Here is a 25,030-nt window from a genome sequence, read left to right on the forward strand (position 1 = left end):
GAAGAAAGACTGGATTGCTTCGTCGCTGCGCTCCTCGCAATGACGTTTGAGAAGTCTCATCTCACGTATATTTCGGATCGCGTTCCAGGATCTCGATCGACACGCCCTGCGGCGCGCGGATGAAGGCGATGCGCAGGCCCGGCTTCAACGTATGCGGCTCCTTGGTGAACTCGACACCGCGGGCCTTGAGATCGGCGGCGACCGCATCGATGTCCTTCACCTTCAGGCCGAAATGATCGAGGCCCTGATACGGCGTCACCGGCGGCGGATTGACGCCCATCTCCGGTGTCACCGGTGCCAGGAAGATCAACGCGCCGCCGAGCCTGATATCAACACGGCCGGGCGCCCGCAGGATCTCGGCATCGAGCTTGTCGGCAAACCACTGTGCGGTGGCTTCGACATCGGGCGTGCGGATATGGACGTGATCCCAGGTGCAGGCGAGCGTCATCGGAAATTTCCTCTTTCTTGTAGGATGGGTTGAGCGAAGCGATAACCCATCATCTTTCACGCATGTGGTCGATAGGTTTTCGCTCCGCTCAACCCATCCTACGCCTCATCGGAATCTCAGAAACGTAAACTCGGTGTCGTCATAGGCGCGACGCTCGATTTCTTCATAGCCGTCGGGGGCAACGAACTCGGCATCCTTCGCCTCTTCCACCACCACCAGCGCATCCGGCACCAGCCAGCCGCCGTTGCGCAGGGCGACCAGTGATTTTTCCGCGAGCTTCTGGCGATAGGGCGGATCGATGAACACCAGCGCAAACGGCTCCACCGGATGCGCCGGGCCGGGATCGCTGGCATCGCGGCGATAGACCTTGGTGACGCCGCCAAGGCCGAGGCTCTCGACATTGTCGCGCAGCAGCGCACGCGCTTCGGAGCCATTATCCACGAACAGCGTGAACTTGGCGCCACGCGACACCGCCTCGATGCCGAGCGCGCCGGTGCCCGCATAGAGATCGAGCACCCGCGCATCGAGCATCGGATTCTCGTAGGCATGCATCAGGATATTGAACAGCGACTCCCTCAGCCGGTCCTGCGTCGGACGGATCGCTTGCGTCGAGGGGCCTGCAATATTGCGGCCCCTCAGCCGGCCACCAATCACGCGCATCGGCTACGCGTCCCGCGGCTTGATATCGCGCTTGCCCTTGTAGCCGCGCTTCGGCGGCTTCTTCGGGCCGCCGAACATGGCATCGGCTTCCTTGCGCGCACGGGTGTCCTCGGAGCCGGATCGCTGCACGACGACGCGGCGGCCCTTGCGGTCCTCCACCGTCGAGCGCTTCAGCACCGGCTTCTTGACGATGACCGGATCGAGCGAGGTGTCGCCCTTGCTCGGCAGCTGACGGCCGAAATCGGCACCGGCGGCTTCCGCGATCTTCTCGCCGAGCTGCTCGCGCAACACCCGCGTCTTCACCTCGTCGACCTCGCCCTCTTCCAGCTCGCCGAGCTGGAACGGGCCGTAGGAGATGCGGATCAGGCGATTCACCTCAAGGCCGAGATGGGCGCAGATGTTACGCACTTCGCGATTCTTGCCTTCGCGGATCGCAAACACCAGCCACACATTGGCGCCCTGGTCGCGCTCCAGCGTTGCATCGATGGCGCCGTACTTCACGCCATCGACCTCGACGCCGTTCTTGAGCTCGTCGAGCTGTGCCTGAGTGACGTTGCCATGGGCGCGAACGCGATAGCGGCGCAGCCAGCCGGTGTCGGGCAGTTCCAGCGTGCGGGCGAGACCACCGTCATTGGTGAGCAGCAACAGGCCTTCGGTGTTGAAGTCGAGACGGCCGATGGAGATCAGGCGCGGCAGGTCTTCCGGCAGATGATCGAACACTGTCGGCCGACCTTCCGGATCGGCATGGGTCGTCATCAGGCCACGTGGCTTGTGATACATGAACAGCCGCGTGCGCTCGCGTGCCGGCAACGGCTTGCCGTCCACGGTAATGACGTCATTGCTGGTGACATCCAGCGCCGGCGAATTGATCACGCGGCCATTCACGGACACGCGGCCCTGCGTCACCCACTCCTCGGCATCGCGGCGCGAGCAGAGACCGGCGCGCGCCACGACCTTGGCGACACGTTCGGCGCCCTTCTTCTCGACAGGCTTGCGCGGCGCCTTCTTCGCATCGGGATCGCGCGGGCGATATTCGCCGCGGCCACCGAAGGCGGGGCGCTGGCGGAAGATCTGGCTGTCGTCCTCGTTCTCGCGACGCGGGCGCTCGTCGCCCTCGCTGCCACGGCGGGGACGCTCCTGCCAGTCCGACCGGCCGCGCGGCTCGCGCGAGCGCTCGAATTGTGGACGGTCCTCGCGCGCGCGCTCAAAACGCGGACGCTCGCCATCGCCGCTGCGCTCGGGGCGATCATCGCGCGAACGTTCAAAGCGGGGCTTGTCGAATTTCGGCCGGTCGAATTTGCGCTCGCCATCGCGCGGCGCACGCGCCGGACGGCTGCTGCGGTCGTCGCCTTCGCGCTTCTGCCACGGCTTCTCATCGCTGCGGTCGGGGCCGCGCTCGAAATCGCGATCCTTGCCGAACGATTTGCGCGGACCGCCACGATCCGGTGCGCCACGCGAAAACTTCTTGTCGCCAAACGGCCGATCACCACGTGGACGGTCGCCGTCCCGCGACGGCCGCGGGCTGAACGGCCGATCCCCCTGCGGACGATCGCCGCGCGGCGCGTAGGCGCGCTTCTCGCCGTCACCATCACGCGGCTTCCTGTCGCCGAACGGGCGGTCACCGCGGGGACGATCACCATCGCGCGGCGGACGCGCGCTGAACGGCCGATCACCCTGCGGGCGATCACCGCGCGGTGCATAGCTGCGCTTCTCGCCGCCGCCATCGCGCGATGCATAGGGCTTCTTCTCGCCAAACTTCTTGTCGGAGAAACGGCCCGCCGGACGTGAATCACCGCGGTCACCACGCGGTGCGCGATCATCGCGCTTGAAATCCGGGCGATCGCCACGCGGCGCGTAGCTGCGCTTTTCACCGCCGCCAAAATCCTTGCGCGGGCCGCGCGGACGATCGCTGTCGCTGCGCGCGGGACGCTCGTCGCGGTTGAAGCGCGGACGCGGCGCATCGCCGAAGTCACGGCGCGGCGCGCGCTCACCATCACGCTTGCCGGCATAAGGGCGCTTCTCGCCATCACCGTCCCGCGGCGGGCGCGGCGTGTAGGTGCCATCACGCTTGGCAAATTTCTTCTCCGGGCCGCGGGCCGCGCCGGAACGGCCACCTTTGGCCGGACCCTTGCCGCCGGGCGGCCGGCCGCGCGAGGGGCCGTTGTTTTTATCGTTATCGCGGGGCATGAAAGGTCTCGCTGCAGCGGAAGCTGAATTGGGTTGAGCACGGAGACGGTTTCGCAGGGTCGCCGACAGGCGACGCATCAAGGCGAAACAGGACCGCTTTTGCTGAAGGCCACTCCGTAGCAGAGTTTTGCGCAGGAAACGAGCTTTTGACCGCCCCTTCTTTCATGGATTTGGCCCTGAAAGCCGCCGAAACCGCTGGTCAGGCGGGGGAAGTACCTATCGGCTGCGTGATCGTGCGAAACGGCGAAGTGATTGCCAGCGCCGGCAATCGCACTCTGACCGACAAGGACCCCACGGCCCATGCCGAAGTGCTGGCGATCCGGCAGGCCGCCGCCCAGCTCAGCAGCGAGCGGCTGGTGGATTGCGATCTCTATGTGACGCTGGAGCCCTGCACCATGTGCGCCGGGGCGATCTCATTCGCCCGCATCCGCCGGCTGTATTATGGCGCAGCGGATCCCAAGGGCGGCGGCGTCGAATCCGGGGTCAGGTTCTTCGCCTCCCCGGCCTGCCATCACGCGCCGGAGGTCTATTCCGCCGTGGGCGAAATGGAATCTGCGAAGATTTTACGAGATTTTTTTCGCGCCCGCCGCTGACACTCGCTGCATCCGCGTAATCACCGGCACGCGCATGACCTCGTGGCCATTTTCGTGAACGACGCAAACGTGGCGCGCATGCTCGCGATTGGCTGGTGGCCGAGATGAGATTTCATCAGCAATTGCATAGGCTTCTGCGATGGCCTGAGCGTCGTTATCGAGGTCACGCCCTGCGTGATCGCGCTCAGTCATGCCGTTCTTCAGGTCAAAATAATAATGCGCCATGAGGAACCTCTTGGCCCTCAACGCCGCACACAACCTTTGGTTCCGCAGAAGGCAGAACCTCCGGCTACCGTCACTTGCACTTGCGCTCGCGCGCCACGGCCTGCCAGCCGATATCGCGGCGGCAGAAGCCCTCCGGCCAGTTAATCAGGCCAATGGCCTCGTAAGCTCGGCGCTGGGCTTCCCCGACCGTTTTGGCGGAGGCCGTGACATTGAGCACACGACCGCCATTGGCCAGGATCCAGTCGCCGGAAGCCCTGGTTCCGGCATGGAACACCTCGACGCCCTCGATCTGCTCGGCGCGGTCGATGCCGCCGATGCGGGTGCCCTTGTCGTAATCGCCGGGATAGCCCTTGGCCGCCATGACAACCGTCAGCGCCGGGTCCGGGAACCAGCGCAAATCGAAATTCTTCAGCTGGCCATAAGCCGAGGCGATCAGCGCCGGCAGCAGATCCGACATCAGGCGGACCATCAGCACCTGGGTCTCCGGATCACCGAAACGGGCATTGTATTCGATCAGTTTCGGGCCTTCGTCGGTGATCATGAGGCCCGCGAACAGCACGCCCTTATAGGGGCAACCCATGTCCTTCATGGCCTTCAGCGTCGGCAGGATGATCTCGTCCATGGTGCGCTTCTGAATCGCATCCGTGAAAACCGGCGCCGGCGAATAGGCACCCATGCCACCGGTATTCGGCCCCTTGTCGCCGTCATAAGCGCGCTTGTGGTCCTGCGCAGCCACCAGCGGCAGCGCATTCTCGCCATCGCACAGCACGAAGAACGACGCCTCCTCGCCGATCATGAATTCCTCGACAACGGCTTCCGCGCCAGCCGCGCCAAACCCGCCGCCGAGCATCATGTCGATGGCGTCCTCGGCCTCAGCGAGCGTCATCGCCACCACCACGCCTTTGCCAGCGGCGAGCCCGTCGGCCTTGATCACGATCGGCGCACCCTGGGCGCGGATATAGGCCTTGGCCTTGTCCGCATCGCTGAAGCGCTCATAGGCAGCGGTCGGGATATTGTTCGCCTTGCAGATATCCTTGGTGAAACCCTTGGAGCCTTCGAGGCGAGCCGCCGCCTTGCTTGGCCCGAACGCCTTGATACCAGCTGCGGCGAGGTCATCGACAATGCCGGCGGCCAGCGGCGCTTCCGGCCCGACCACAACGAAATCGATCTTGTTGTCACGGCAGAACGTGATCACGGCCGCATGGTCGGCGACATCCAGCGCCACGCATTCCGCTTCCTGCGCGATGCCGGCATTGCCGGGCGCGCACCAGAGCTTCGTCAGTAGCGGTGACGCCGCCAGCTTCCATGCCAGCGCGTGCTCGCGGCCACCGGAACCGATGAGAAGAATGTTCATGGGATGACTGCCTGGCCGGGTTTTGGATGGTTTTGCCAGCGTTTAGCATGCTAATCCGCTGCCGCAACAGCCCGAGACCCCGATGCCTAAAACTGCCGCTGCTCCCCTCACGAATTCCACCGAATTCACCGTCTCAGAGCTGTCCTCGGCGCTGAAGCGGACGGTGGAGGACGCCTACGGCAATGTGCGCGTGCGTGGCGAGATCACCGGCTTTCGCGGGCCGCACTCCTCCGGCCACTGCTATTTCTCCCTCAAGGACGAGAGCGCCAAGATCGAGGCCGTGATCTGGAAGGGCGTCCACGGCCGGATGCGGTTCCGCCCGCAAGAGGGCCTCGAAGTCATCGCGACGGGCAAGCTGACCACCTATCCCGGCTCGTCGAAATACCAGATCGTCATCGAGGCGCTGGAGCCCGCCGGCGTCGGCGCGCTGATGGCCTTGATGGAAGAGCGCAAGCGCAAGCTCGGCGCCGAGGGCCTGTTCGACGAGGCGCGCAAACAGTTGCTGCCATGGCTGCCGGAAGTGATCGGCGTCGTCACCTCGCCGACCGGCGCCGTGATTCGCGACATCCTGCATCGCCTCGAAGACCGCTTCCCACGGCATGTGCTGGTATGGCCCGTGCGCGTGCAGGGTGAAGGCTCCGCGGAACAGGTCGCAGCCGCGATCCACGGCTTCAACGCACTGGAGCCTGGCGGCAAGATTCCGCGGCCTGATCTCCTGATCGTCGCCCGCGGCGGAGGCTCGCTGGAAGACCTGTGGTCGTTCAACGAAGAGATCGTGGTGCGCGCTGCGGCCGAAAGCATGATCCCGCTGATCTCCGCCGTGGGCCACGAGACCGACATCACGCTGATCGACTTTGCTTCCGACAAGCGCGCGCCAACGCCGACTGCGGCAGCCGAAATGGCGGTGCCAGTGCGTGCGGAACTGCTTGTCGAGATCGGCACCTTCGAGCGCCGCATGATGCTGTGCTGGCAGCGCGCGCAGGAGTCCCGCCGCAACGAGCTGCGCGCTGCCGCACGCGCTCTGCCGAATGCGGGCGACCTGCTTGCCATTCCGCGCCAGCGCCTCGACGGTGCCGGCGCCTCGCTGCCGCGCGCGCTGAAGGCGAACACCCATGCGCATCATCGCCGCTTCGTCGAGGCCAGCTCCGGCCTGACGCTCCGCGTGCTGCGCGCACAGATCGCACATGCAACGCAGCGGCAGACGGTGTACGGCGAGCGCCTGAGACTCGCGGCCCGCGCACTGCTGCGCGAGCGCCGCGACCGTTTTGCCAATCTCGCATTGCGCCTCAAGACGTCGAAATCCGCCAATGCGCAGGCGCAGCGCAATGCGATCACAAGGGATCGCGAGCGTACGCTGCGTCTGACCGAGCGCGCCCGCCGTGCACTGACGACACTGCTGCAGCGCCAGCAAGCGCGCGTCGAGGCCTCGAACAAGCTGCTCGCCGCCCTCTCCTATCGCAGCGTGCTCGCCCGTGGCTTTGCGCTGGTGCGCGACGAACAGGGCGCGGCACTGCATGCAGCGGCCGGCATCAATGCCGGTGCCCGGCTGACCATCGAATTTGCCGATGGCCGCGTGGGTGTCTTGGCGGATGGCGACATTCCAGCGACACCGCGTGAAACGAAGGCGGCCCCCAAGCCCGCAATACCGAAGCGCAAGGCCAAGGTGGATCAGGGCGACCTGTTCTAGTCCACGGGTGGCGCTTCCATTCGGGGCGCCGAGGCCCTATTTATGCTTTGAAATGACGACATCGATCCAGGAGACCAGCCGTGCTCAATAAATTCGGCCCATCCGGCAATGGCGAAGCCAAGCTGCAATATCTCGACGGCGATTTTCGCGTGATCGCGCCCGGCACCTATGTGACCTGCGCCATTTCCGGCGAACGCATCCCGCTGGACGAGCTGAAATACTGGAGCGTCGATCGGCAGGAAGCCTATGCCACGCATACGGCGGTGCTGAAGCGGCATTATCCGGAACAGGTGAAGTAGTCCGACCGTAGGGCGGATGAGCCGAAGGCGTAATCCGCCGATCTTCGCCACATAAACTCGGCCGGCGGATGACGCTTCGCTAATCCGCCCGACGGCTCAGCGCTTGATCCCTGCCTTCGCCCGATTGATGCTCTCGCGCACCAGACTGCGCAGCCCATCTTTATCCTCGACCTCGAGTGCGACGGCGAAGCCGACAATCTCCGCTGCCGCCGGCATGCCCCGCAGCTTCACCAGATCCTTCTCTGTCGTCACCAATGTCAGCCCCGCGCTTCCCGCCTGCACGACTAGCGCGTCGATCTCTTGCGCCGTGTACGGATGATGATCGCCGAACGCTTTCTCGACGACCACATCCACACCCGCATGACGCAGCGTGCGGAAGAAGCGACCGGGATCGCCGATCCCTGCGAAAGCGAGTACGCGCTTGTCCTGTAGCGCCTGCACCGACGTCGCGTCCGGCTTCAAGCGCGCCGTAAAGACCTTGCCACCGCGACCATGCACCAATGCGGCGACGCCGGTGGCCGCAATGCCATCGCCGATCACCACCAGCGCATCGGTGCGCGGGATCTGGCGATCGAGCGGCGCGCGCAGTGGCCCCGCCGGAAAGATGCGGCCATTGCCGAGGCCGCGATTGCCGTCGATGACGATCAGCGACAGATCCTTGGCAATCGCCGGATTCTGGAAACCGTCATCCATAACGATCACGCTGGCGCCGGTGGAGCGGGCCAGCGCTGCGCCGTTAACGCGATCACGCGCAATCACCACCGGCACATCGCGCGCCATCATCAGCGGCTCGTCGCCGACATCGGCAGCGCTGTGCCTACCCGGCTCCACCTTCACCGGCCCGCGCAATTTGCCGCCATGGCCGCGGCTGAGCACCACCGGGGTCTCGCCGAGTTCGCGCAGCAGCTTCACAAGCGCCAAAGTCGTCGGCGTCTTGCCGGCACCGCCGGTGTGATAGTTGCCGACGCAGATCACGGGAATACCGACCACCGTTCCCTGCCGCATCATCCGCGCAGCGGCAATCTCGCCATAGACGGCGCCAAGCGGCGTCAGCAGGCGCGACAGCCAGCTCGCGCGCTGCTGCCAGAACGCCGGCTCACGCATGGTGGCCGCCCATCTCGAAACGCAACTGCATGAGATAAGGCTCGAGCGCGTGAAGTGTACGATCGAGCGCGCCGCCGAGGCGCGTCACCACCTGCCCCGCAGCATCGATGGCCGCATCGCGCGCCGCGACGTCGCCAAGCATCTGGCCCAGTTGCTTGACGAGCTGCTCGGAGGAATTCGCCTGCCGCGCGCCGCCGGCGCGATCGAGCGCCTCATAGACATCAGTGAAATTGAAGACGTGAGGACCATGCACGATGGACGCACCGAGCTTGGTCGGTTCGATCGGGTTCTGCCCGCCATGCGGCACCAGCGAGCCGCCCATGAAAACGACCGGCGTGAGGCGATAGAACACGCCGAGCTCACCCATGGTGTCAGCGACATAGACATCGGTCGTCGCGCCGGGCAATTCCGCGCGCGAGCGCAGCGCGACGCTGGTGCCGCTTGTCTTGACCATGTCCGCAATGGCTTCGCCGCGATGGGCATGGCGCGGCACAATTACCGTGAGTAGCGATGGGAAGAAGTTAGCCAGCACCTTGTGCGTTTCGAGGATGATCTCCTCTTCGCCGGGATGCGTGGATGACGCCACGACGATCGGGCGTCCACGTGTCGCAGCCTTCAACGCTTCCAGCCTGGCTGTATCGCCCGGCGGGGCTTGAACATCGAATTTCAGATTGCCGGTGACGAGCACGCTGCGCGCACCAAGCGCACCGAAGCGCTCGGCATCGGTGTCAGACTGCGCGAGGCAAATCTCGAAGCGTCCGAGCAAAGCGGCAATCGTCTTCGACATTTTCTGCCAGCGCGGGAACGAACGCTGCGACATCCGGGCGTTGATCAGCGCCATCGGCACCCGCCGCTTCGCCGCAGACAGGATCAGGTTCGGCCAGAGGTCGCTCTCGATGAACAGCGCCAGGCTCGGATGCCAGTGATCGAGGAAGCGCGCGACATAACGCGGCGAGTCATAGGGGATATATTGATGGATGATATCGGGCGGAAATCGCTTGGCGATGATGCCTGCCGAAGTCACCGTCCCCGATGTCAGCAGAATGCGCATGCCGGCGGCGCGAAGCCGCTCGATCAATGTCGCCGCCGCCAGCACTTCGCCGACGCTCGCACCATGCACCCAGACCAGCGGCCCGGCTGGACGCTCGATCACGGCGATGCCGCGCCGTTCATCCACGCGCTGCGGATCTTCCTTGCCGTTGCGCAGGCGCCGTTTGATCAGCAGCGGCACCATCGGCGTCAGCGCGAACGACAGGCGGCGATAGGCGCGCAGCGTGAGCGGCAGGGTCTCAGGCATAGCGGTTGCCATCCGGGCGGCCGACAGCTTCATAGGCCCGTTGCGTGGCGTCGTTCAGCGTCGCCTCCAGCCGCTGGCGCAATTCTTCCATCATGGCACTGTCGGCATCGGCGGGCACGCTGATCGGCTCTCCGCCCACCAGCACGCCGCGGCCGAAGGGCAGATTGATGGTGGTGTGGTCCCAGTTATCGAGCTGGTAGAAGCGACTGGTCGCCATCGCAAACGGCATGATCGGCCGCCCGCTTTCGCGCGCCAGCATGATGATGCCGAGGCCGGCGATGCGCGAACGCTTCGGCACGTCGGCGGTCAGCGCCATATTGACGCCGCTCTCCAGCACCCGCACCATTTCCTTGAAGGCGCCGACGCCGCCCTTGCGATGGAACGCGCCGCCGTGATCGCCGGAGCCGCGCACGGTGGTGATGCCGAGCCGCTCCGCCGCCAAAGCATTGAACTCGCCATCGCGATGCTTGGAGATCAGCACCGCGCCGCGATAGTCCTTCTGCTTGATGAAGGGCGTCATCAGATGCTGGCCATGCCAGAAGGCGAGGATGACCGGCATCTCCGGCTCGACGATGTCATAGACATCGACGGGATCGAACGTGAAGGTGTTGGTCTTCCACACCAGGCGCAAAAATTCGGCCGCGAGAAATCCCGCGGCTCGTTGCACCCCACTGCTGCGCAGCGTGTTTCTCAGCAGACGTTTCAAGTGCCGGACTTCGCGTCCTGGCCGGGATCGAGCAGCCGATGCAGATGGACGATGAAGTAGCGCATATGCGCGTTATCCACGGTCGACTGCGCCTTGGCCCGCCAGGCCACCAGCGCGGACGCATAGTTCGGATAAACACCGACAATATCGACCTGATCGAGATCCTTGAAGGTAAAGCCCTTCAGGTCGGTGAGTTCGCCGCCGATGACCAGATGAAGCAATTGCTGTTGAGTGTCGGGCATAGGTTTTTCCTTCAGCGGCCGGCTGCGATCAGATGTCCAGAAAATGGTGGTGCGGCTGGTTACGCCCGGTTGGTCCGGAACTGCTCAACGATATGGGCATGACGATCGGCCCCCGCTGCTACCAGCAACCCGTGCGTGACTTCCCGGCGATTATACAGAATGGGATCGCCCGAAAGCTCGCTCATTCTACCATTCGCTTCATGCACGATCAAATCCGCAGCCGCCAGATCCCAGTCCTTGCTCTGCCCGCCGGCAAAGCCGGCATCGAGACGGCCATTGGCGATCCAGCACAACCGCAGCGCTAGCGACCCGATTCGCGGATGCAGCACCAGCTCTTCCGGATGCGGCAGACGCTCCACCAGAGGTTTCGGGCCGGCAATCCGCGTGAAATCGAGTTCGGTGCCCGTGGTGGCCCGCACCGGCCGACCATTGCAGGTGGTGCCTTGCCCCAGCCGGCTCAGGAAAAATTCATCTGTGGACGGCGCATAGACCGCGGCCATGATCGGCCGGTTGTCTTCCACGAGTGCGACACAAACGCACCAGTCCTCGCGGCCGGCCAGATAGCTGCGGGTGCCGTCGATGGGATCGATGATCCATGTCAGTTGCTTGCCGAGCCGGGCATCGCCATCGAGGCTTTCCTCCGACAGCCAGCCATAATCCGGTGTAACGCTGCGGAGCCTGCTCTCGATCAGGTCGTTGACCGCAATGTCAGCTTCCGAGACCGGCGACGATTCGCCCTTGGTCCATGTCCGCAGCGCCGTGCGGAACATCGCCAGACCGAGCGTCCCGGCTTCGCGCACGGTCGCCTCCATCAGCGCGAAATCACGCGCCGATTGATGGGATGTGTCAGCGCCCGGCAATCGTCAGCCCCTCGACGCGCACGGTCGGCGCGTTGACGCCGTATTTGAACGAGAGATCGTTCGCCGGTGTCAGCGACTTGAACATCTCGAACAGATGACCGGCGATGGTGATTTCGCTCACCGCATAAGTCAGCTTGCCGTTCTCGATCCAGAACCCGCCGGCGCCGCGGCTGTAATCGCCGGTGACGCCATTGACGCCGGAGCCAATCAGGTCGGTGACGTAAAAGCCTTCCTTGATGTCGGCGATCAGATCCTCGGGCGAGACATCACCCGCTTCCATATGCAGGTTATACGCGCCCGGCGACGGCGAGGACGACACACCGCGATGCGCATGGCCCGTCGTCTGCAGTCCCAGCTCGCGGGCCGTGGCGCAATCGAGCAGCCAGGTGGTCAGCACGCCGTCATCGATCAGCGCACGCTTCACCGTCGCAACACCCTCGGCATCGAAAGCCTGCGAACGCAGGCCGCGCACGCGCAGGGGATCATCGATGATGCGGATATTGCTGTTGAACAGCTGCTTGCCGAGACTGTCCTTCAGGAACGTCGTCTTGCGCGCCACAGACGCGCCATTCGCAGCGCCGATCACATGACCGACGAGCGAGTTCGACACGCGGGGATCATAGACCACCGGCACTTTGCAAGTGGCTACCTTGCGCGGATTGGCGCGCGCCACCGTGCGCTCACCGGCGAGTTTACCGACCGCTGCAGGTGCTTCCAGGTCGGATGCATGCAGCGCCGACGTGAATGCGTAGTCGCGCTCCATCTTGGTGCCGTCGCCGACAATCGCGGTCATCGACACGCCGTGGCTGGAGCGCAGATAGGAACCGTGGAATCCGGTCGATGTCACCAGCACCATGCCGCCGATGCCTGTCGAGGCCGATGCGCCGCCGGACTTGGTGACGCCTGCCACCGCGAGCGCCGCTTCTTCCGCTTCGATCGCACGACGCTCGAGTTCGCTCACCGACGGTACGACGGGATCGAGCACATCGAGATCAGGAAAATTTGTCGCCAGCAATTCGGGATCGGCGAGGCCGACATATTTGTCGTCCGGCGCCACACGCGCCATCGCCACCGCGCGCTCGGCCAGTTGCGCGGCATTGTCGCCCGACATGTCATTGGTCGAGATCACCGCCTGACGCCGGCCAACGAACACGCGCAGGCCGACATCATCACCCTCGGAACGTTCCGACGCTTCCACCTTGCCGTCGCGCACCTCCACGCCATGGGAGACGCCGCGCACCGCGACCGCATCCGCCGCATCGGCACCCGCGCGCTTCGCGGCCTCGACGAGGCGCTGCGCCAGATTGGACAATGCGGATTGATCGAGCAGGTCGGAATTATCAGATCGGGTAACGGTCGCGTTTGGTGAAGAGATCACAAACAAAATCCCTGAATTTGACCCGGTCCGGGCGGCTGCGGCGAAGCTCTACAGATGTGCCTGTTTTGCAGGGATTTCAAGCATTTGCCGCACCAGTTGCGTCGAATTTTCGCGCTGCCGGCAAGGAGTCGTCAAGCATCTCTTTTTGGCTTTCGTCAAGCATGCGATTCGGGTCGGATTCTCTTAACCAGCCTTTTTAAGCCAATTCGGGACCCGCTCTGCCAAGGTCCTCCCATCGACCGGACGCATAAGTCCGGCGGGGAGATAAAAAGCCGTGGGGCATCAAACAGCAGCTGAGGCTTCGGCCTCGACCTTGGGATCGAGCAGCAATGTGCGACTCGATCCCCACTCACTTCCGCTTCGTTTCGAGGCGCATGATACCCGCGCCGACGGCAGCGTCCGGCGCGTCGAACTGCATCGCGAACGTGTCGTCCTGCACCGTGCCGTCAGCGGCATGCGCATGTCGATCAATGTGCGCGTCAGCGATTTCATGGGCGTTGCGTTGCGCGGGCTCGATGACGGCAAGATGCTCGTTTTGAAGCATCGCGATCCGTCCTTGTCGATCCCGCTGCTCGTGAGTTCGGACATCGAGGAGATCGAGATGGCCTGGCCGATGTGGAGCGAAATTTTTGCCCTTCCGCAATTGCCGGAAGAGAAGGCAATCGAGCCGGCGCAGCGTCGCCGTCGCCGCAATGCCATTCGTGCGCGCCGCCCGCGGTTTTTGATGCGCCGGCGCGTCGGTGCGTTGCTGAATGAGGCTGGCAGCTACAAGGGCGAGCGCGAGATTATTGCAAGAGATTGAGCGGCCACTCTTACTGTCATCGCCCGGCTCGACCGGGCGATCCAGTAGACACCGACTTCAGTGATCGAGCCGCGCTGCTGCCGTTTACTGGATCCCCGCTTTCGCGGGGATGACAAGTGAGTTCGTGGAAAGCCAAACTCGTCTTACGGCAATCGCAACACCTTCCCCGGATTCATGATCCGCTCCGGATCAATTGCCAGCTTCACCCGCCGCATCAGGTCCATCTCGACTTCCGACGTATAAAGCGGCAGGCGATCGATATGCATGCGGCCGATGCCATGCTCGGCGCTGATGCTGCCGCCGCAGGCGACGCTTTCCTGATGCACGATCGTATTGGCCTCATGTGCGGCTGCTTCGCGCACCGCGGCGTCGCCTATGTCATAGGGGAAGATCACGATGACATGGACATTGCCGTCGCCCACATGGCCGCAATGCGCCACCTGGGCTGTCGGCAGGCTGCTCTCCAGTCGCCGAGTCACGCGATCGAGAAACTCCGGCAGGGCCGACACCGGCACCGAGGTGTCGTTCGACACAGTAAAACCTTCACGCTTGTTGGATTCCGAGATCGTATGCCGCAGCGTCCAGATACGCTCGGCTTTGGCCTGATCGCTGGCGATGACGGCATCGAGGATGAGGCCATTCTCCATCGCCGTGTCCAGCGCTGTCTCCATGCTCTCATTTGCATTCCAGTCCGGCGAACTGTCCGCCAGTTCCAGCAGCACATACCACGGCGCATCTTCCGCCATCGGACTGCCGCTCGACATGCCATGGCGCAACACGATCTGCAGCTGGCTGCGCGACATCAGCTCGAATGTTTCCACGCGCCCGCCCGTCACGCGCTGCAACTCACGCAACAGTGCAATCGCCTGATCGACGCGCTCCAGCGCCACCATCGCCGTCGCCGATACGGCGAGCTTCGGATAGAGCTTCAGCACTGCAGCGGTCACGACTCCGAGCGTTCCCTCTGCACCGACGAAGAGCTGCTTGAGATCGTAGCCCGTATTGTCCTTGCGCAGCGCCTTCAGCCCGTTCCAGATCCGGCCATCGGGCAACACCACTTCGAGCCCTAGCACCTGCTCGCGCATATTGCCGTAGCGTAGCACACCGGTGCCGCCGGCATTGGTGGAGAGCAGCCCGCCGATCTCGCAACTGCCGACGCTGCCGAGCAGCACCGGAAACTGCCGGTCATGTGCATCGGCGAGCGCGCGCATGTCCGCCAGAATACAGCCGGCGCCCACCGTCATCGCATTGTTGAGCAGATCAACCTGGTGCACCTTGTTGAGCCGCGACACATTGACGATCAGCCCTGCGACACCATCCGGCACGATGGCCCCTCCGGTCAGGCCGGTATTGCCGGCCTGCGGCACGACGACGACGCCGCGTTCGCGACAGAGGCGAACGACCGCAGACACCTCCACCGTACTTCCGGGCAGTGCCACCGCCACGGCATCACCGCGATAGCGCGCACGCCAGTCCTGCTCATAAGGCTCCGCATCCACGCCGGTGCGCACATATTTTTCGCCGATGATGTCAGCCAACGCGCGACGAAAAGCGGCGCGGTCTGATTCCGGAAGAGGCACGCAAAAATCCTTTCGTGTCATTCAGCCTTGAGGCCGGCGGCCTGGATCACCGGCCCCCATTTGGCGATCTCGGCCTTGACCTGCGCCGCGAGTTCAGCCGGTGCCGATCCCACCGGCTCGCCACTGAGCTCGATCAGCCGCTGCTTCACGTCGGGATCCAGCGTGGCCTTGCGAAATTCGGCACTCAAGCGTTCCGTCATCGCCGGTGGCATGCCGGGCGGACCAAAGATCGCATTCCATGTATAGGTCTCGTAATCGGGCAACCCCGACTCCGCCACTGTAGGAATATCGGGGAAGGAGCCTGCGCGCTTTTTGGTGGTGACGGCAAGTGCCCGCGCCGTTCCAGCCTTGATGAAAGGCGCCGCGCCGCTGAGGACGTCGAACAGGATCGGGATCTGCCCACCGATCAGATCGTTCATCGCCGGCGCACCGCCGCGATAGGGCACATGCTCCATCTTCACGCCGGCCATCGACTTCAACAGTTCGCCCGAGAGATTCGGCGGTGTGCCGACGCCCGAAGAACCATAGCTGTATTTGCCGGGCTCGGCCTTCAGCATGGCAACGAGTTCTGCGACATTGGTCGCTTTCGACTGCGCAGGCACCAGCAGGACGTTCGGCACAGTGACGATCATCGAAACCGCGGTGAAATCGACGACGGGATCGTAAGGCGCCTGCTTGGCCATCAGCGGATTGATGGTGTGGGTCGAGATCGTGCCCATCAGCAGCGTTTGACCATCGGGCTTGGCCTTTGCCACGCGCGTTGCACCAACGACACCACCCGCGCCTGTCACATTCTCGATGATGATCGTCTGGTTGATCTGCTCAGAGACCTTCTTCGCCACATGACGGCTCACCACATCGGTCGCGCCGCCGGCCGCGAAGGGCACGACGAGGGTGATCGGCCCTTTCGGGAGATCCTCCTGCGCCCATGCGCCCTGTCGCAACGAGAGCATGGCCGCCGCGGCGATGGCGGTCGTGCCGAAATGTCGACGCGTGATTCCTGTCGTCATTGTTTCCATCCCTGATGTTTTTGAAGGTCGGCATCGGTTGATCCGATGTCCGCCAGTTATCTTGAAAAAGGGCGCCGCGGCGCCCCTTCGTCTTGTTCAAAGAGGTGCGTGGCCAAGCGCCGCACGAAAACGGTTCTTGACGTAGACGCCGTCGCGCGGCGGCAGCACGCGCGGCGGGTTCTCCGCTTTCACCTTGATGGTGGCGAGCCTGACGCCGTCACGCGCGGACAGGCGCGTGCGCAGGTCCTCGACACCGGCCATGTCACGAATTTCCTTCGTCCAGCCGAAGCCACAGGCTTGCGCAACCCTGTCGAGATTGACGCCCATGCCCGCATGGCTCACCTGCATCCCAGTTTCGCCGAAATGCCCGTTGTCCAGCACGGCGATGGTGAGATTGGCCGGCCTGCGCGTCGCGACGGTCGCCAGCGCGCCCAGGCCCATCAGCATCTCGCCGTCGCCAGTGACGACCAGTACGGAATGACCCGGCTTCGCCGTCGCAAGACCGAGGCCGACCATGGCGGCACTGCCCATTGCCGCCCAGAGATAGTAGTTGTTGTCGTGATCTCCGGCCGCCATCACATCGTAAGACGGCGATCCGAGTCCTGTGACAACAAGGAGCTTCTCGCGCCCGGCCAGCAACGTCTTCACGACCTCGCGGCGATCGAGCGCGCCGCCTGCATTCACTTCACCCATTGCTTCTCTCCGATCAGGCGCTGTCCGAGCAGCAAGGCGCAGGCCGCATCCCCATTGAACGCCATCGAGGCGGCGCCGCGCAGCAGCGGCGCGACATCCTGCGGTTCATCGGCACGCCAGGTCAGCACGCCCATCAGGTTGAGCGCACGCTCGGTCGCCTGTCCCATGGGATTCTGCCAGCCGTTGAACTCGGCCCAGTCACCACGCATGGTCACGACCATCAGCAGCGGAAATCGCGTGCAGGTCTGCAGAGCGAGTGTGTTGATGCAGTTGCCGACACCGCTGGACTGCATCAGCAGCGCGCCACGCTCACCGCCGAGCCACGCACCGGCGAGATAGCCGATGCCTTCTTCCTCAGTGGTGAGCACGACCGAGTTGATGGCATTGTCTTCGTTGGCCAGGCGTATCGCCGTCGAGTGTCCGGCATCTGGCACATAGACGATGTGCTTGACGTCTGCGGCCTTCAGGATGTCGAACACATCCTGCCGCCACCCGGTCTGGGCGCCAGGCCCCTCCCCCGCATCGCTCATCCAAGTCTCCGCTCGTTGATTGCGCTTGTCAGAGCGTAACCTAGACGAGCCGATCCATCGCGTGTCGATTTGTGTGAAGAGGTATGCCGAGATTTATTGTGCGCAGTGCAGCAGAGCTGCGGATATCCCGCATGCAGGAATGCTGGAAACGGGTTGAGCAAAGTGAAAAACTATCCGGTCGAAATTGCCGCAAGCTCTTCTCCTCATCCTGAGGAGCCGCGCAGCGGCGTCTCGAAGGATGCCCGCAAGCTCAGGAGCCAGCCAACTCATGGTTTGGGACGGCGCTGCGCGCCTCCTCACCATGAGGGACGGAGAGTTGGTGAGCACATCAGACGCGCAGCACGGCGTCGAGCAGCAAGCCTGCAAACAGCAGCAAGCCTGCATCGCGATTGGACTTGAACAACCGCAGGCACAGCGCGGAATCCTTGATATCGATGCGCGTGATCTGCCAGGCGAGATGTCCGGCAAAGACAACGAGGCCAATCCAGGCCGGCCAGCCTGCACCAGCCAGTCGCAACGCGACGCTGATCAGCGACACGGCCAGGCCATAGAAGATGACCAGCGCGGTCTGCGTGCGCGCGCCGAACAGCAGCGCCGTCGATTTGATACCGATCAGCGCGTCGTCTTCGGTGTCCTGATGGGCGTAGATCGTGTCATAGGCAATCACCCAGCAGATCGCACCGGCATAAAGCAGCAGCGCCGTCGCATCGATGCGAGCGAACACGACGGCAAAGCCCATCAGCGCGCCCCACGAGAAAGCGAGACCGAGCACGCTCTGCGGCCAATAGGTAATGCGCTTCATGAAGGGATAGGCCGCGACGATTACCAGAGAGGCAATGCCTGTCGCGATCGCAAAACTGTTGAATTGCAGCAGCACGACGAGGCCGATCAGCGCCTGTAGAACCAGCCAGGCGAGCGCCTTCTTGGCCGTTACCTGACCCGCAGGGATTGGCCGCGAACGCGTGCGTTCGACTTTCGCGTCGAGATCGCGATCGGTGATGTCATTCCAGGTGCAGCCGGCGCCGCGCATGACGAAGGCGCCGATGAAGAACAGCGCGATCATCTTCGGCAACTGATGGAGATCCTGCGCTGCCCCCGAGGCCAGCGCCGCCGACCACCAGCAGGGCATCAGCAGCAGCCACGAACCGATCGGGCGATCGAATCGCGACAGCCTCAGATAGGGACGCGTCCAGAGCGGCGCGACGCGATCGACCCAGTTATTTGCGGTCGCGTCGGCAACGCGGGCAGCCGCGTCGCTCATCGGGTGAGAACGTTGCCGTTCAGCGTATCGAAGGTGGTGCCGCCGCTCTTGCGTGCAGCGGATGCGTCAGGCAGCGAGGCCGACGAGCCGAGCACGTCGCTAAGGCGCGGCGCTGCAACCGGGCCGGGGCCGCCACCGCCTCCGCCGCGTGCGACGGCGCAGACCTTCTGGCGCATGCCTTCGGTGTTCTTGTGGCCGGCCTGCATCTGCGAGGCGACATTGTCGGGAATGCCGCACTTGGTGGCATTGGCCTTGATGTAGCTGAGCATCTTCACTTCGCTCTGCGAGAAGGCCGAGATCAGTTTGCAGGCTTCATCCGGCGGCGCCTTGCGATCGCTCGCGGCCTTGATGGCGGCACCGCGCTTTTCGGCTTCCTGACGCAGCGGCAGAAAGCCCTTCATGCAGTCGTCGCCGCCGGGAGGACCCGCCTGTTGCGGCGGAGGTGCGCCAAAACCGCCACCACCGATCGGCGCTGTACCACCCGAGGGAAAGGCGCTGGGCGCGGCCGCAACGGGCGCGCCGCCCACCGGCGGGAATGGCGATGCGGCCGCAGGTGCCCCGTTCACGGGCGGAAACGGCGACGAACTCGCAGGCGCGGCGCTCTGGTTCGGCAATGGCGCGGGAAATGCGCCCTGCGCAAAGGCACCGGCCACTTGCACGGCGAAGGCGGCCACGGCGAGTGGCGCAATGAAACGACGGCTGATCACAGATTTTCCTCCGGCAGCATGTGCCCCGTAAACGGAGCAGAAGCTCTCCTGAATTCAGGCACTTCTACGATTCCTGCCAAGCCTTAACAACCCACCAATAAGGCCCGGATTTTGGCGTTAGCGCGGCGCTGGGTCGCGTTAGCGCATGGTTTTTCGTCGCATCTGCGCTAAATCACCGGCTCTGAACGGGACCTGAACCATGCCGCAATCCGATTTCCGCAGCCCTCGCCTCTATGTCGATGCAAGCCTTGCGACCGACATGACGATCGCCCTCGATCGCAGCCAGAGCAATTATCTCGGCAATGTGCTGCGCCTCGAAGCCGGCGATCCCGTGCTGGTGTTCAACGGCCGCGACGGCGAATGGCAGGCCGCGGTGGCGGCCGGCAAGCGGGCCGACAAGCTGTTGGTTCTCAAGCAGATGCGTGCCCAGGACCAACTGCCTGATATCACTTACGCCTTCGCGCCGCTGAAGCATGCGCGGCTGGATTACATGGTGCAGAAGGCCATCGAGATGGGCTCCGCAAAACTGCAGCCGGTGGTGACGCGGCATACGCAGACCAGCCGGGTGAATACCGAGCGGATGCGGGCGAATGTGGTGGAGGCCGCCGAGCAATGCGGGATTTTGAGCATTGCCGAAGTGGCTGAGCCTTTGAATTTGCAGAAGTTTCTCGATCAGCGCGACGGCCGGCGGCTGCTGGTTTTCTGCGATGAGGCCGCGGACGTGGCTGATCCCATTGCAGCTTTGAGTGGGGCTCGGGAAGCCGCCGGGAGCGGAATTGACGTGATCATCGGCCCTGAAGGCGGCTTTGCCGAGGAGGAACGGGCGCTGCTGCTGAAGCAGCCGAGCATCCTCCGATTAGCTTTGGGACCAAGGATTATGCGGGCGGATACGGCGGCGGTGGCGGCTTTGGCGGTGATTCAGGCTGTTTTGGGCGATTGGGCCCGCGGGAACCGTTAAGTCACTTAGCCAAAGGTGGTCGAAACGTCGCAAGCGCCATGCTAAGGGCTGCGCCATCGCCCCTCATTTGGAATCGCTGGACTTCGAGATGACCAAACCCGCCGCCTGGACGGACACCCTGCTGCACTCGTTTGCCGAGGCAGGCTATGTCCATGCGTCGCCGGCGATTTTACAGCCGGCCGAGCCGTTTCTCGACCTCTCCGGCGAGGACATCCGCAAGAGCCTGTATCTGACCACGGACCTCACGGGCGAGGAATTGTGCCTGCGGCCGGATCTGACGATCCCGGTGGCGCGCGATTACCTTGCTTCCAAAGCGGCCGGGCAGCCGGCGGGGTTCAGCTATTTCGGCCCGGTTTTCCGCTATCGTCATGGAAAGGCTAGCGAATTTCAGCAGGCCGGGATCGAGTCCTTCGGCCGCACCGATCGCGCGGCTGCAGACGCTGAAATGCTGGTTCTGGCGCTGAATGCAGCGGCGGCATTGGGGCAGCCCAGCGTCGAAATCAAGACGGGCGACGTCGCGCTGTTCGCGGCTCTCATCGACGCGCTGGATCTCTACCCGGTCTGGAAGCGCCGCCTGGTGAAGGACTTCAACCGTCAGGCGAACCTGGCCGAAGACCTCGACCGGCTCACGCTGGCCGAGTCGCCGGTGCGCAACGAATATGAAGGCGTGCTCGCCGCCCTTGCCGGCTCCGACCGCAAGGCCGCGCTGGCGCTGGTCACCGACCTGATGTCGATTGCCGGCGCGACCAATCTCGGCGGTCGCTCGGTCGCAGAAATCGCCGATCGCTTCCTCGAGCAGTCGACGCTCAAGGGCGGCGCACTGCCGAAGGATGCGCTGGCCTTGATCAAGCGCTTCCTCGCGATCTCCGGTACGCCGGATCAAGCCGTCGCTGAACTGCGCAAGCTTGCGTCCGATGCGAAGCTTGATCTCACATCGGCGATCGATGAATTCGAACAGCGCATCGGCTTCATGGCTGCGCGCGGCATCGATACGTCCGCGATCAAATTCGCCACCGCCTTCGGCCGCGGGCTCGATTACTACACCGGCTTCGAATTCGAACTGCACGGCATTGGCGATGGCGTCGAGCCGCCGCTGGTGGCGGGCGGGCGCTATGATCGCCTGCTGTCGCAACTCGGCGCGCCAAATCCCATTCCTGCCGTCGGCTTCTCGATCTGGATCGACGCGTTCTCCACCCGCGCGGGAGCCGCGTCATGAGCACTCCTTTCGTCGTCGCCGTTCCGTCCAAGGGACGCCTGCAGGAAAATGCCGAAGCCTTTTTCAGCCGCGCCGGTCTCACGCTGACCAAAGCCGGCGGTGCGCGTGATTATCGCGGCTCGATCGCGGGCCTCGACAATGTGGAGATCGCGTATCTCTCGGCGAGCGAGATCGCCGCGAACCTGTCGCGCGGTGCCGTGCATCTCGGCATCACCGGCGAAGATCTCTTGCGCGAAAACATCGTCGACACCGACAAGCGCGTGGCGATCATCCAGGGTCTCGGCTTCGGCAATGCCAATGTCGTCGTCGCCGTACCGCAGGCCTGGATCGACGTACGCAGCATGGCCGATCTCGACGACGTCGCCACCGGTTTTCGCGAGCAGCACAATCGCCGCATGCGTGTTGCGACGAAGTATATCAACCTCACGCGCGCTTATTTCGCGGCGCATGGCGTGGTGGATTATCGCATCGTCGAAAGCGCCGGTGCCACCGAAGGCGCACCGGCCACCGGTGCGGCGGAACTGATCGTCGACATCACCACCACTGGCGCGACGCTGGCGGCCAATGGCCTCAAGGTGCTCGATGACGGCGTGATGCTGCGCAGCCAGGCCAATCTCGTCGCCTCGCGCAGCGCCGACTGGTCGCCCGCCGCGCGCGAAACGGCGCGCGTCATTCTCGATCACATCGCCGCGCGTGCGCGCGCCAGCAAATACAAGGAAGTGCGCACGCGCTTTGCCGGCTGCAATCAGGCGCTGCTCGATGAAGCGCATAATCGCTTCGGTGTGGTGTCGCCGTTCGGCGGGCCGACGTCGTCCGGCATGGTGACGCTGCATTGCCCGCCGGCGCAGATCTATGCGCTGGGCAGTTTCCTGCGCAATCATGGCGCGGATACGGTGTCGGTTGCATCGCTGGATTATGTGCTGGACCGCGAGAATCCGCTGTTTGCGAAGCTCGAGGCGTTTCTGCGGTAAGACGAAGCAGCAGCTCGTCATTGCGCGGAGTGAAGCGAGGCAACACATTCAGTTGTCATCGCCCGGCTTGACCGGGCGATCCAGTAAACACTGGAAGAGCAGTCTATCACTGCAGTTCGTGTTTACTGGATCCCCGCTTTCGCGGGGATGACAGACAGAGTAGATGGCATACTGGATTGATTGGGATTCCGACTTGATGATGCTGGGCAGCGACGTCTCCGACCTCTCCACAGACTCACAGACTGCGGCCGCAAAGGGCCTGTCACTGGTCGTGCCCTGCTATAATGAAGCGCCGGGCCTTGTCGCGCTGCACGACAAGCTCGTCGATCTCGCCCGCACGCTGAAGGCGCGTTACGGCCTCGCTTGCGAGGTGGTCTATGTCGATGACGGCAGCCGCGACGACACGCTGAAGATTGCGCAGACGCTTCCCGCCGACGAGATCGACGTGCAGGTGATTTCGCTGTCGCGCAATTTCGGCAAGGAAGCCGCGCTGATGGCCGGCCTCGATCATTGCAGGAAAGGCGCCGTGCTGTTCATGGACGGCGATGGCCAGCATCCGCCGGAATTCGTTGAGAAGCTGGTGCATCACTGGATCGTCGATGGCTATGACGTGGTGTTCACGGCCAAGGCGCATCGCGACAATGAGAGCTTCCCGCTGCGCCTCGCGGTGCGCGGTTTCTATTCGCTGATCAACTGGGGCGCGCGCACAAAGATCCCGGAAGATGCCGGCGATTTCCGCCTGCTCTCGCCCCGCGCGGCCGCAGCGCTGCGGCAACTGCCCGAGCGCAATCGCTTCTTCAAGGGCCTCGCCACCTGGATCGGCTTCCGCCAGCTCCGCGTCGATTACGAGCCGCAGGCGCGTGCCCATGGCGTGTCGTCGTTCAATCCGAAGGCGCTGATCGGCCTGTCGATCGAAGGCCTCACCTCGTTCTCGGTGGCGCCGTTGCGGCTTGCCAGCCTGTTCGGCCTGCTATTCGCAAGCGCCGCTTTCCTGTTCGGCATCTCGATCCTGTGGGAGACACTGGTCGATGGCAAGTCGGTGCCCGGCTATCCCTCGCTCATGGTCGGCATCATGACCATTGGCGGCGTGCAGCTGATCATGATCGGCGTGCTCGGCGAATATATCGGCAAGATCCTGTCGGAGCTGAAAGGACGCCCGGTCTATTTCATCGCCGAGCATAGTGTGAAACACGCGGCGCCAGAAGCTGCGGTGACACCGTCTCCTGACCGGACCGCTGCCGAATGAGCGGCGGCATGCCGCGCAAGATCACGCTCTGCGCCGACGATTACGGCATGAGCCCCGGCGTCAATCGCGGCATCCGCGAATTGATCGCGCGCCAGCGGCTGAATGCGACATCGGTGATGGTGGTGGGATCTGCGATCACCCGCGAGGATGTGAGCGCACTGCAGGGCGCCGTCGCACTCAATCGCGATTGCGCCATCGGGCTGCATGTGACGCTGACGGCGCCGTTTCATCCGCTGACCATGCATTATCGTCCGCTGCTGGACGGCCTGTTTCTGCCGCTCGGCAAGATGCTGCGCGCGGGCGCGCTGCGCCGGCTCGATGCCGAGATGATCGAGGGCGAAGTCTCGGCACAGATCGCAAAGTTCATTACGCTGTTCGGACAGGCGCCGGCCTATGTGGATGGCCACCAGCATGTGCAGACCTTTCCGCAGGTGCGCGATCCCTTCTTGCGCGCGGTGAAGCGCGGCGCGCCCGATGCCTGGGTGCGGCAGTCCGGCCGCGTGCATCCGCTCTCGAAGCGGCTCGATGCACCGAAGGCACTGCTGCTGGACACGCTGAGCGCGACGTTTCGCAAGCGCGCGGCGAAGCTTGGCGTGGCGTTCAATCCGGGCTTTGCCGGGGCGTATGATTTCACCAGGGCGCCGGACTTCGGCGCGTTGATGGCGCGGTTTCTCGACGGGCTGCCGGATGGCGGGCTGGTGATGTGTCATCCCGGCTATGTGGATGAGGTCCTGATCGATCTCGATCCGTTCACCGACCAGCGCGAGCGCGAATATGCGTATCTGGCGAGCGACGCGTTCGTGCAATTGCTGGATGAGACGAAGGTGACGCTCTCTTAGCTTCTCCCCGCCTGCGGGGAGAAGGTGGCCCGGCGTAGCGCAGCGAAGCCGGGACGGATGAGGGGACTCTCCTCTGGCGACGGAGTTCGCGGAGAGTCCCCCTCACCCGCCGCCCACATGCTTCGCATGTGAACGGCGACCTCTCCCCGCAAGCGGGGAGAGGTGAAAAGTCGCATA

General features: G+C 63.9%; 26 protein-coding genes. 9 read left to right on the forward strand and 17 right to left on the reverse strand.

Annotated elements, in window-relative coordinates:
• Window positions 1-61: 61 nt before the first annotated feature.
• From ACIQ2A_RS06360 to ACIQ2A_RS06370, 3 genes are all read right to left on the reverse strand, one after another.
• The gene (locus tag ACIQ2A_RS06360; protein WP_398476962.1) at window positions 62-448 is read right to left on the reverse strand and encodes a VOC family protein; all 387 of its coding nucleotides are present in this window, start codon (window positions 446-448) and stop codon (window positions 62-64) included.
• 105 nt (window positions 449-553) lie between these two features.
• Window positions 554-1,108, reverse strand: coding sequence for a 16S rRNA (guanine(966)-N(2))-methyltransferase RsmD (rsmD, locus tag ACIQ2A_RS06365; protein WP_398476964.1), 555 nt, complete (start codon window positions 1,106-1,108; stop codon window positions 554-556).
• Window positions 1,109-1,111: 3 nt separating this feature from the next.
• Entirely contained in the window at window positions 1,112-3,295 is a 2,184-nt protein-coding gene (locus tag ACIQ2A_RS06370; protein ID WP_398476966.1) for a pseudouridine synthase, read from the reverse strand.
• Window positions 3,296-3,441: 146 nt separating this feature from the next.
• Between ACIQ2A_RS06370 and ACIQ2A_RS06375 the strand changes: the two genes are divergently transcribed.
• Window positions 3,442-3,888, forward strand: a complete 447-nt coding sequence (locus ACIQ2A_RS06375; RefSeq protein ID WP_398476968.1) for a nucleoside deaminase — start codon at window positions 3,442-3,444, stop codon at window positions 3,886-3,888.
• Here ACIQ2A_RS06375 and ACIQ2A_RS06380 read toward each other — a convergent pair.
• Complete coding sequence (locus ACIQ2A_RS06380) at window positions 3,859-4,113, reverse strand: DUF6894 family protein (protein ID WP_398476970.1); 255 nt, start codon at window positions 4,111-4,113, stop codon at window positions 3,859-3,861. The genes ACIQ2A_RS06375 and ACIQ2A_RS06380 overlap by 30 nt on opposite strands.
• Before the next feature lie 70 nt (window positions 4,114-4,183).
• A complete protein-coding gene (gene purD / locus ACIQ2A_RS06385; RefSeq protein WP_398476972.1) occupies window positions 4,184-5,467 on the reverse strand; it encodes a phosphoribosylamine--glycine ligase in 1,284 nt (427 codons plus the stop codon).
• 82 nt (window positions 5,468-5,549) lie between these two features.
• On the opposite strand from purD, the gene xseA reads away from it, so the two are divergent.
• Both xseA and ACIQ2A_RS06395 read left to right on the forward strand, forming a co-directional pair.
• Window positions 5,550-7,154 carry an exodeoxyribonuclease VII large subunit gene (xseA, locus tag ACIQ2A_RS06390; protein ID WP_398476974.1) on the forward strand — a complete coding sequence of 535 codons (1,605 nt, stop codon included), beginning with the start codon at window positions 5,550-5,552 and terminating at the stop codon, window positions 7,152-7,154.
• Window positions 7,155-7,234: 80 nt separating this feature from the next.
• A complete protein-coding gene (locus tag ACIQ2A_RS06395; RefSeq protein ID WP_398476976.1) occupies window positions 7,235-7,453 on the forward strand; it encodes a DUF2093 domain-containing protein in 219 nt (72 codons plus the stop codon).
• 96 nt (window positions 7,454-7,549) lie between these two features.
• Here the strand turns inward: ACIQ2A_RS06395 and lpxK are convergent, their stop codons facing one another.
• The 6 genes from lpxK to ACIQ2A_RS06425 are packed head-to-tail and all read right to left on the reverse strand — an operon-like array spanning window position 7,550 to window position 13,040.
• Window positions 7,550-8,557, reverse strand: a complete 1,008-nt coding sequence (gene lpxK, locus ACIQ2A_RS06400; protein ID WP_398476978.1) for a tetraacyldisaccharide 4'-kinase — start codon at window positions 8,555-8,557, stop codon at window positions 7,550-7,552.
• The gene (locus tag ACIQ2A_RS06405; RefSeq protein ID WP_398476980.1) at window positions 8,550-9,887 is read right to left on the reverse strand and encodes a 3-deoxy-D-manno-octulosonic acid transferase; all 1,338 of its coding nucleotides are present in this window, start codon (window positions 9,885-9,887) and stop codon (window positions 8,550-8,552) included. Before ACIQ2A_RS06405 ends, lpxK begins: the two co-directional genes overlap by 8 nt.
• Window positions 9,847-10,560 (reverse strand): lysophospholipid acyltransferase family protein, encoded by a 714-nt coding sequence (locus ACIQ2A_RS06410; protein WP_398476982.1) that lies wholly within the window; start codon window positions 10,558-10,560, stop codon window positions 9,847-9,849. The genes ACIQ2A_RS06405 and ACIQ2A_RS06410 overlap by 41 nt, the downstream gene beginning before the upstream one ends.
• Complete coding sequence (locus ACIQ2A_RS06415) at window positions 10,557-10,802, reverse strand: DUF4170 domain-containing protein (protein WP_398476984.1); 246 nt, start codon at window positions 10,800-10,802, stop codon at window positions 10,557-10,559. Before ACIQ2A_RS06415 ends, ACIQ2A_RS06410 begins: the two co-directional genes overlap by 4 nt.
• Window positions 10,803-10,861: 59 nt before the next feature.
• On the reverse strand, window positions 10,862-11,614 hold the full coding sequence (locus ACIQ2A_RS06420) for a 3'(2'),5'-bisphosphate nucleotidase CysQ (protein ID WP_398477018.1): 753 nt from the start codon (window positions 11,612-11,614) through the stop codon (window positions 10,862-10,864).
• Window positions 11,615-11,648: 34 nt separating this feature from the next.
• Window positions 11,649-13,040: a TldD/PmbA family protein gene (locus tag ACIQ2A_RS06425; protein ID WP_398476986.1), complete on the reverse strand. Its 1,392-nt coding sequence runs from the start codon at window positions 13,038-13,040 to the stop codon at window positions 11,649-11,651.
• Between the two features lie 274 nt (window positions 13,041-13,314).
• On the opposite strand from ACIQ2A_RS06425, the gene ACIQ2A_RS06430 reads away from it, so the two are divergent.
• A complete protein-coding gene (locus ACIQ2A_RS06430; RefSeq protein ID WP_398476988.1) occupies window positions 13,315-13,842 on the forward strand; it encodes a DUF6101 family protein in 528 nt (175 codons plus the stop codon).
• 143 nt (window positions 13,843-13,985) lie between these two features.
• On the opposite strand, the gene ACIQ2A_RS06435 is transcribed toward ACIQ2A_RS06430, so the two are convergent.
• The 6 genes from ACIQ2A_RS06435 to ACIQ2A_RS06460 all read right to left on the reverse strand — a co-directional run bounded on the left by ACIQ2A_RS06435 (window position 13,986) and on the right by ACIQ2A_RS06460 (window position 19,620).
• The gene (locus ACIQ2A_RS06435) at window positions 13,986-15,422 is read right to left on the reverse strand and encodes an FAD-binding oxidoreductase (RefSeq protein WP_398476990.1); all 1,437 of its coding nucleotides are present in this window, start codon (window positions 15,420-15,422) and stop codon (window positions 13,986-13,988) included.
• Between the two features lie 17 nt (window positions 15,423-15,439).
• Window positions 15,440-16,432, reverse strand: coding sequence for a Bug family tripartite tricarboxylate transporter substrate binding protein (locus ACIQ2A_RS06440; RefSeq protein WP_398476992.1), 993 nt, complete (start codon window positions 16,430-16,432; stop codon window positions 15,440-15,442).
• Between the two features lie 96 nt (window positions 16,433-16,528).
• Entirely contained in the window at window positions 16,529-17,125 is a 597-nt protein-coding gene (locus tag ACIQ2A_RS06445; protein WP_398476994.1) for a thiamine pyrophosphate-dependent enzyme, read from the reverse strand.
• Window positions 17,113-17,655: a thiamine pyrophosphate-binding protein gene (locus ACIQ2A_RS06450; protein WP_398476996.1), complete on the reverse strand. Its 543-nt coding sequence runs from the start codon at window positions 17,653-17,655 to the stop codon at window positions 17,113-17,115. The genes ACIQ2A_RS06445 and ACIQ2A_RS06450 overlap by 13 nt, the downstream gene beginning before the upstream one ends.
• Window positions 17,656-17,983: 328 nt before the next feature.
• Window positions 17,984-18,916, reverse strand: coding sequence for a 4-hydroxybenzoate octaprenyltransferase (ubiA, locus tag ACIQ2A_RS06455; protein ID WP_398476998.1), 933 nt, complete (start codon window positions 18,914-18,916; stop codon window positions 17,984-17,986).
• Complete coding sequence (locus ACIQ2A_RS06460) at window positions 18,913-19,620, reverse strand: hypothetical protein (protein ID WP_398477020.1); 708 nt, start codon at window positions 19,618-19,620, stop codon at window positions 18,913-18,915. The genes ubiA and ACIQ2A_RS06460 overlap by 4 nt, the downstream gene beginning before the upstream one ends.
• A 202-nt stretch (window positions 19,621-19,822) precedes the next feature.
• On the opposite strand from ACIQ2A_RS06460, the gene ACIQ2A_RS06465 reads away from it, so the two are divergent.
• The 5 genes from ACIQ2A_RS06465 to ACIQ2A_RS06485 all read left to right on the forward strand — a co-directional run bounded on the left by ACIQ2A_RS06465 (window position 19,823) and on the right by ACIQ2A_RS06485 (window position 24,853).
• Window positions 19,823-20,581: a 16S rRNA (uracil(1498)-N(3))-methyltransferase gene (locus ACIQ2A_RS06465; RefSeq protein WP_398477000.1), complete on the forward strand. Its 759-nt coding sequence runs from the start codon at window positions 19,823-19,825 to the stop codon at window positions 20,579-20,581.
• 88 nt (window positions 20,582-20,669) lie between these two features.
• Window positions 20,670-21,797, forward strand: a complete 1,128-nt coding sequence (locus ACIQ2A_RS06470) for an ATP phosphoribosyltransferase regulatory subunit (protein WP_398477002.1) — start codon at window positions 20,670-20,672, stop codon at window positions 21,795-21,797.
• Window positions 21,794-22,768 (forward strand): ATP phosphoribosyltransferase, encoded by a 975-nt coding sequence (gene hisG / locus ACIQ2A_RS06475; RefSeq protein ID WP_398477005.1) that lies wholly within the window; start codon window positions 21,794-21,796, stop codon window positions 22,766-22,768. Before ACIQ2A_RS06470 ends, hisG begins: the two co-directional genes overlap by 4 nt.
• Window positions 22,769-22,967: 199 nt before the next feature.
• The gene (locus ACIQ2A_RS06480) at window positions 22,968-24,014 is read left to right on the forward strand and encodes a glycosyltransferase family 2 protein (protein ID WP_398477022.1); all 1,047 of its coding nucleotides are present in this window, start codon (window positions 22,968-22,970) and stop codon (window positions 24,012-24,014) included.
• Window positions 24,011-24,853, forward strand: coding sequence for a ChbG/HpnK family deacetylase (locus ACIQ2A_RS06485; protein ID WP_398477007.1), 843 nt, complete (start codon window positions 24,011-24,013; stop codon window positions 24,851-24,853). The genes ACIQ2A_RS06480 and ACIQ2A_RS06485 overlap by 4 nt, the downstream gene beginning before the upstream one ends.
• Window positions 24,854-25,030: the final 177 nt, after the last annotated feature.

Source organism: Tardiphaga sp., from assembly GCF_044336785.1.
Taxonomy (GTDB): domain Bacteria; phylum Pseudomonadota; class Alphaproteobacteria; order Rhizobiales; family Xanthobacteraceae; genus Tardiphaga.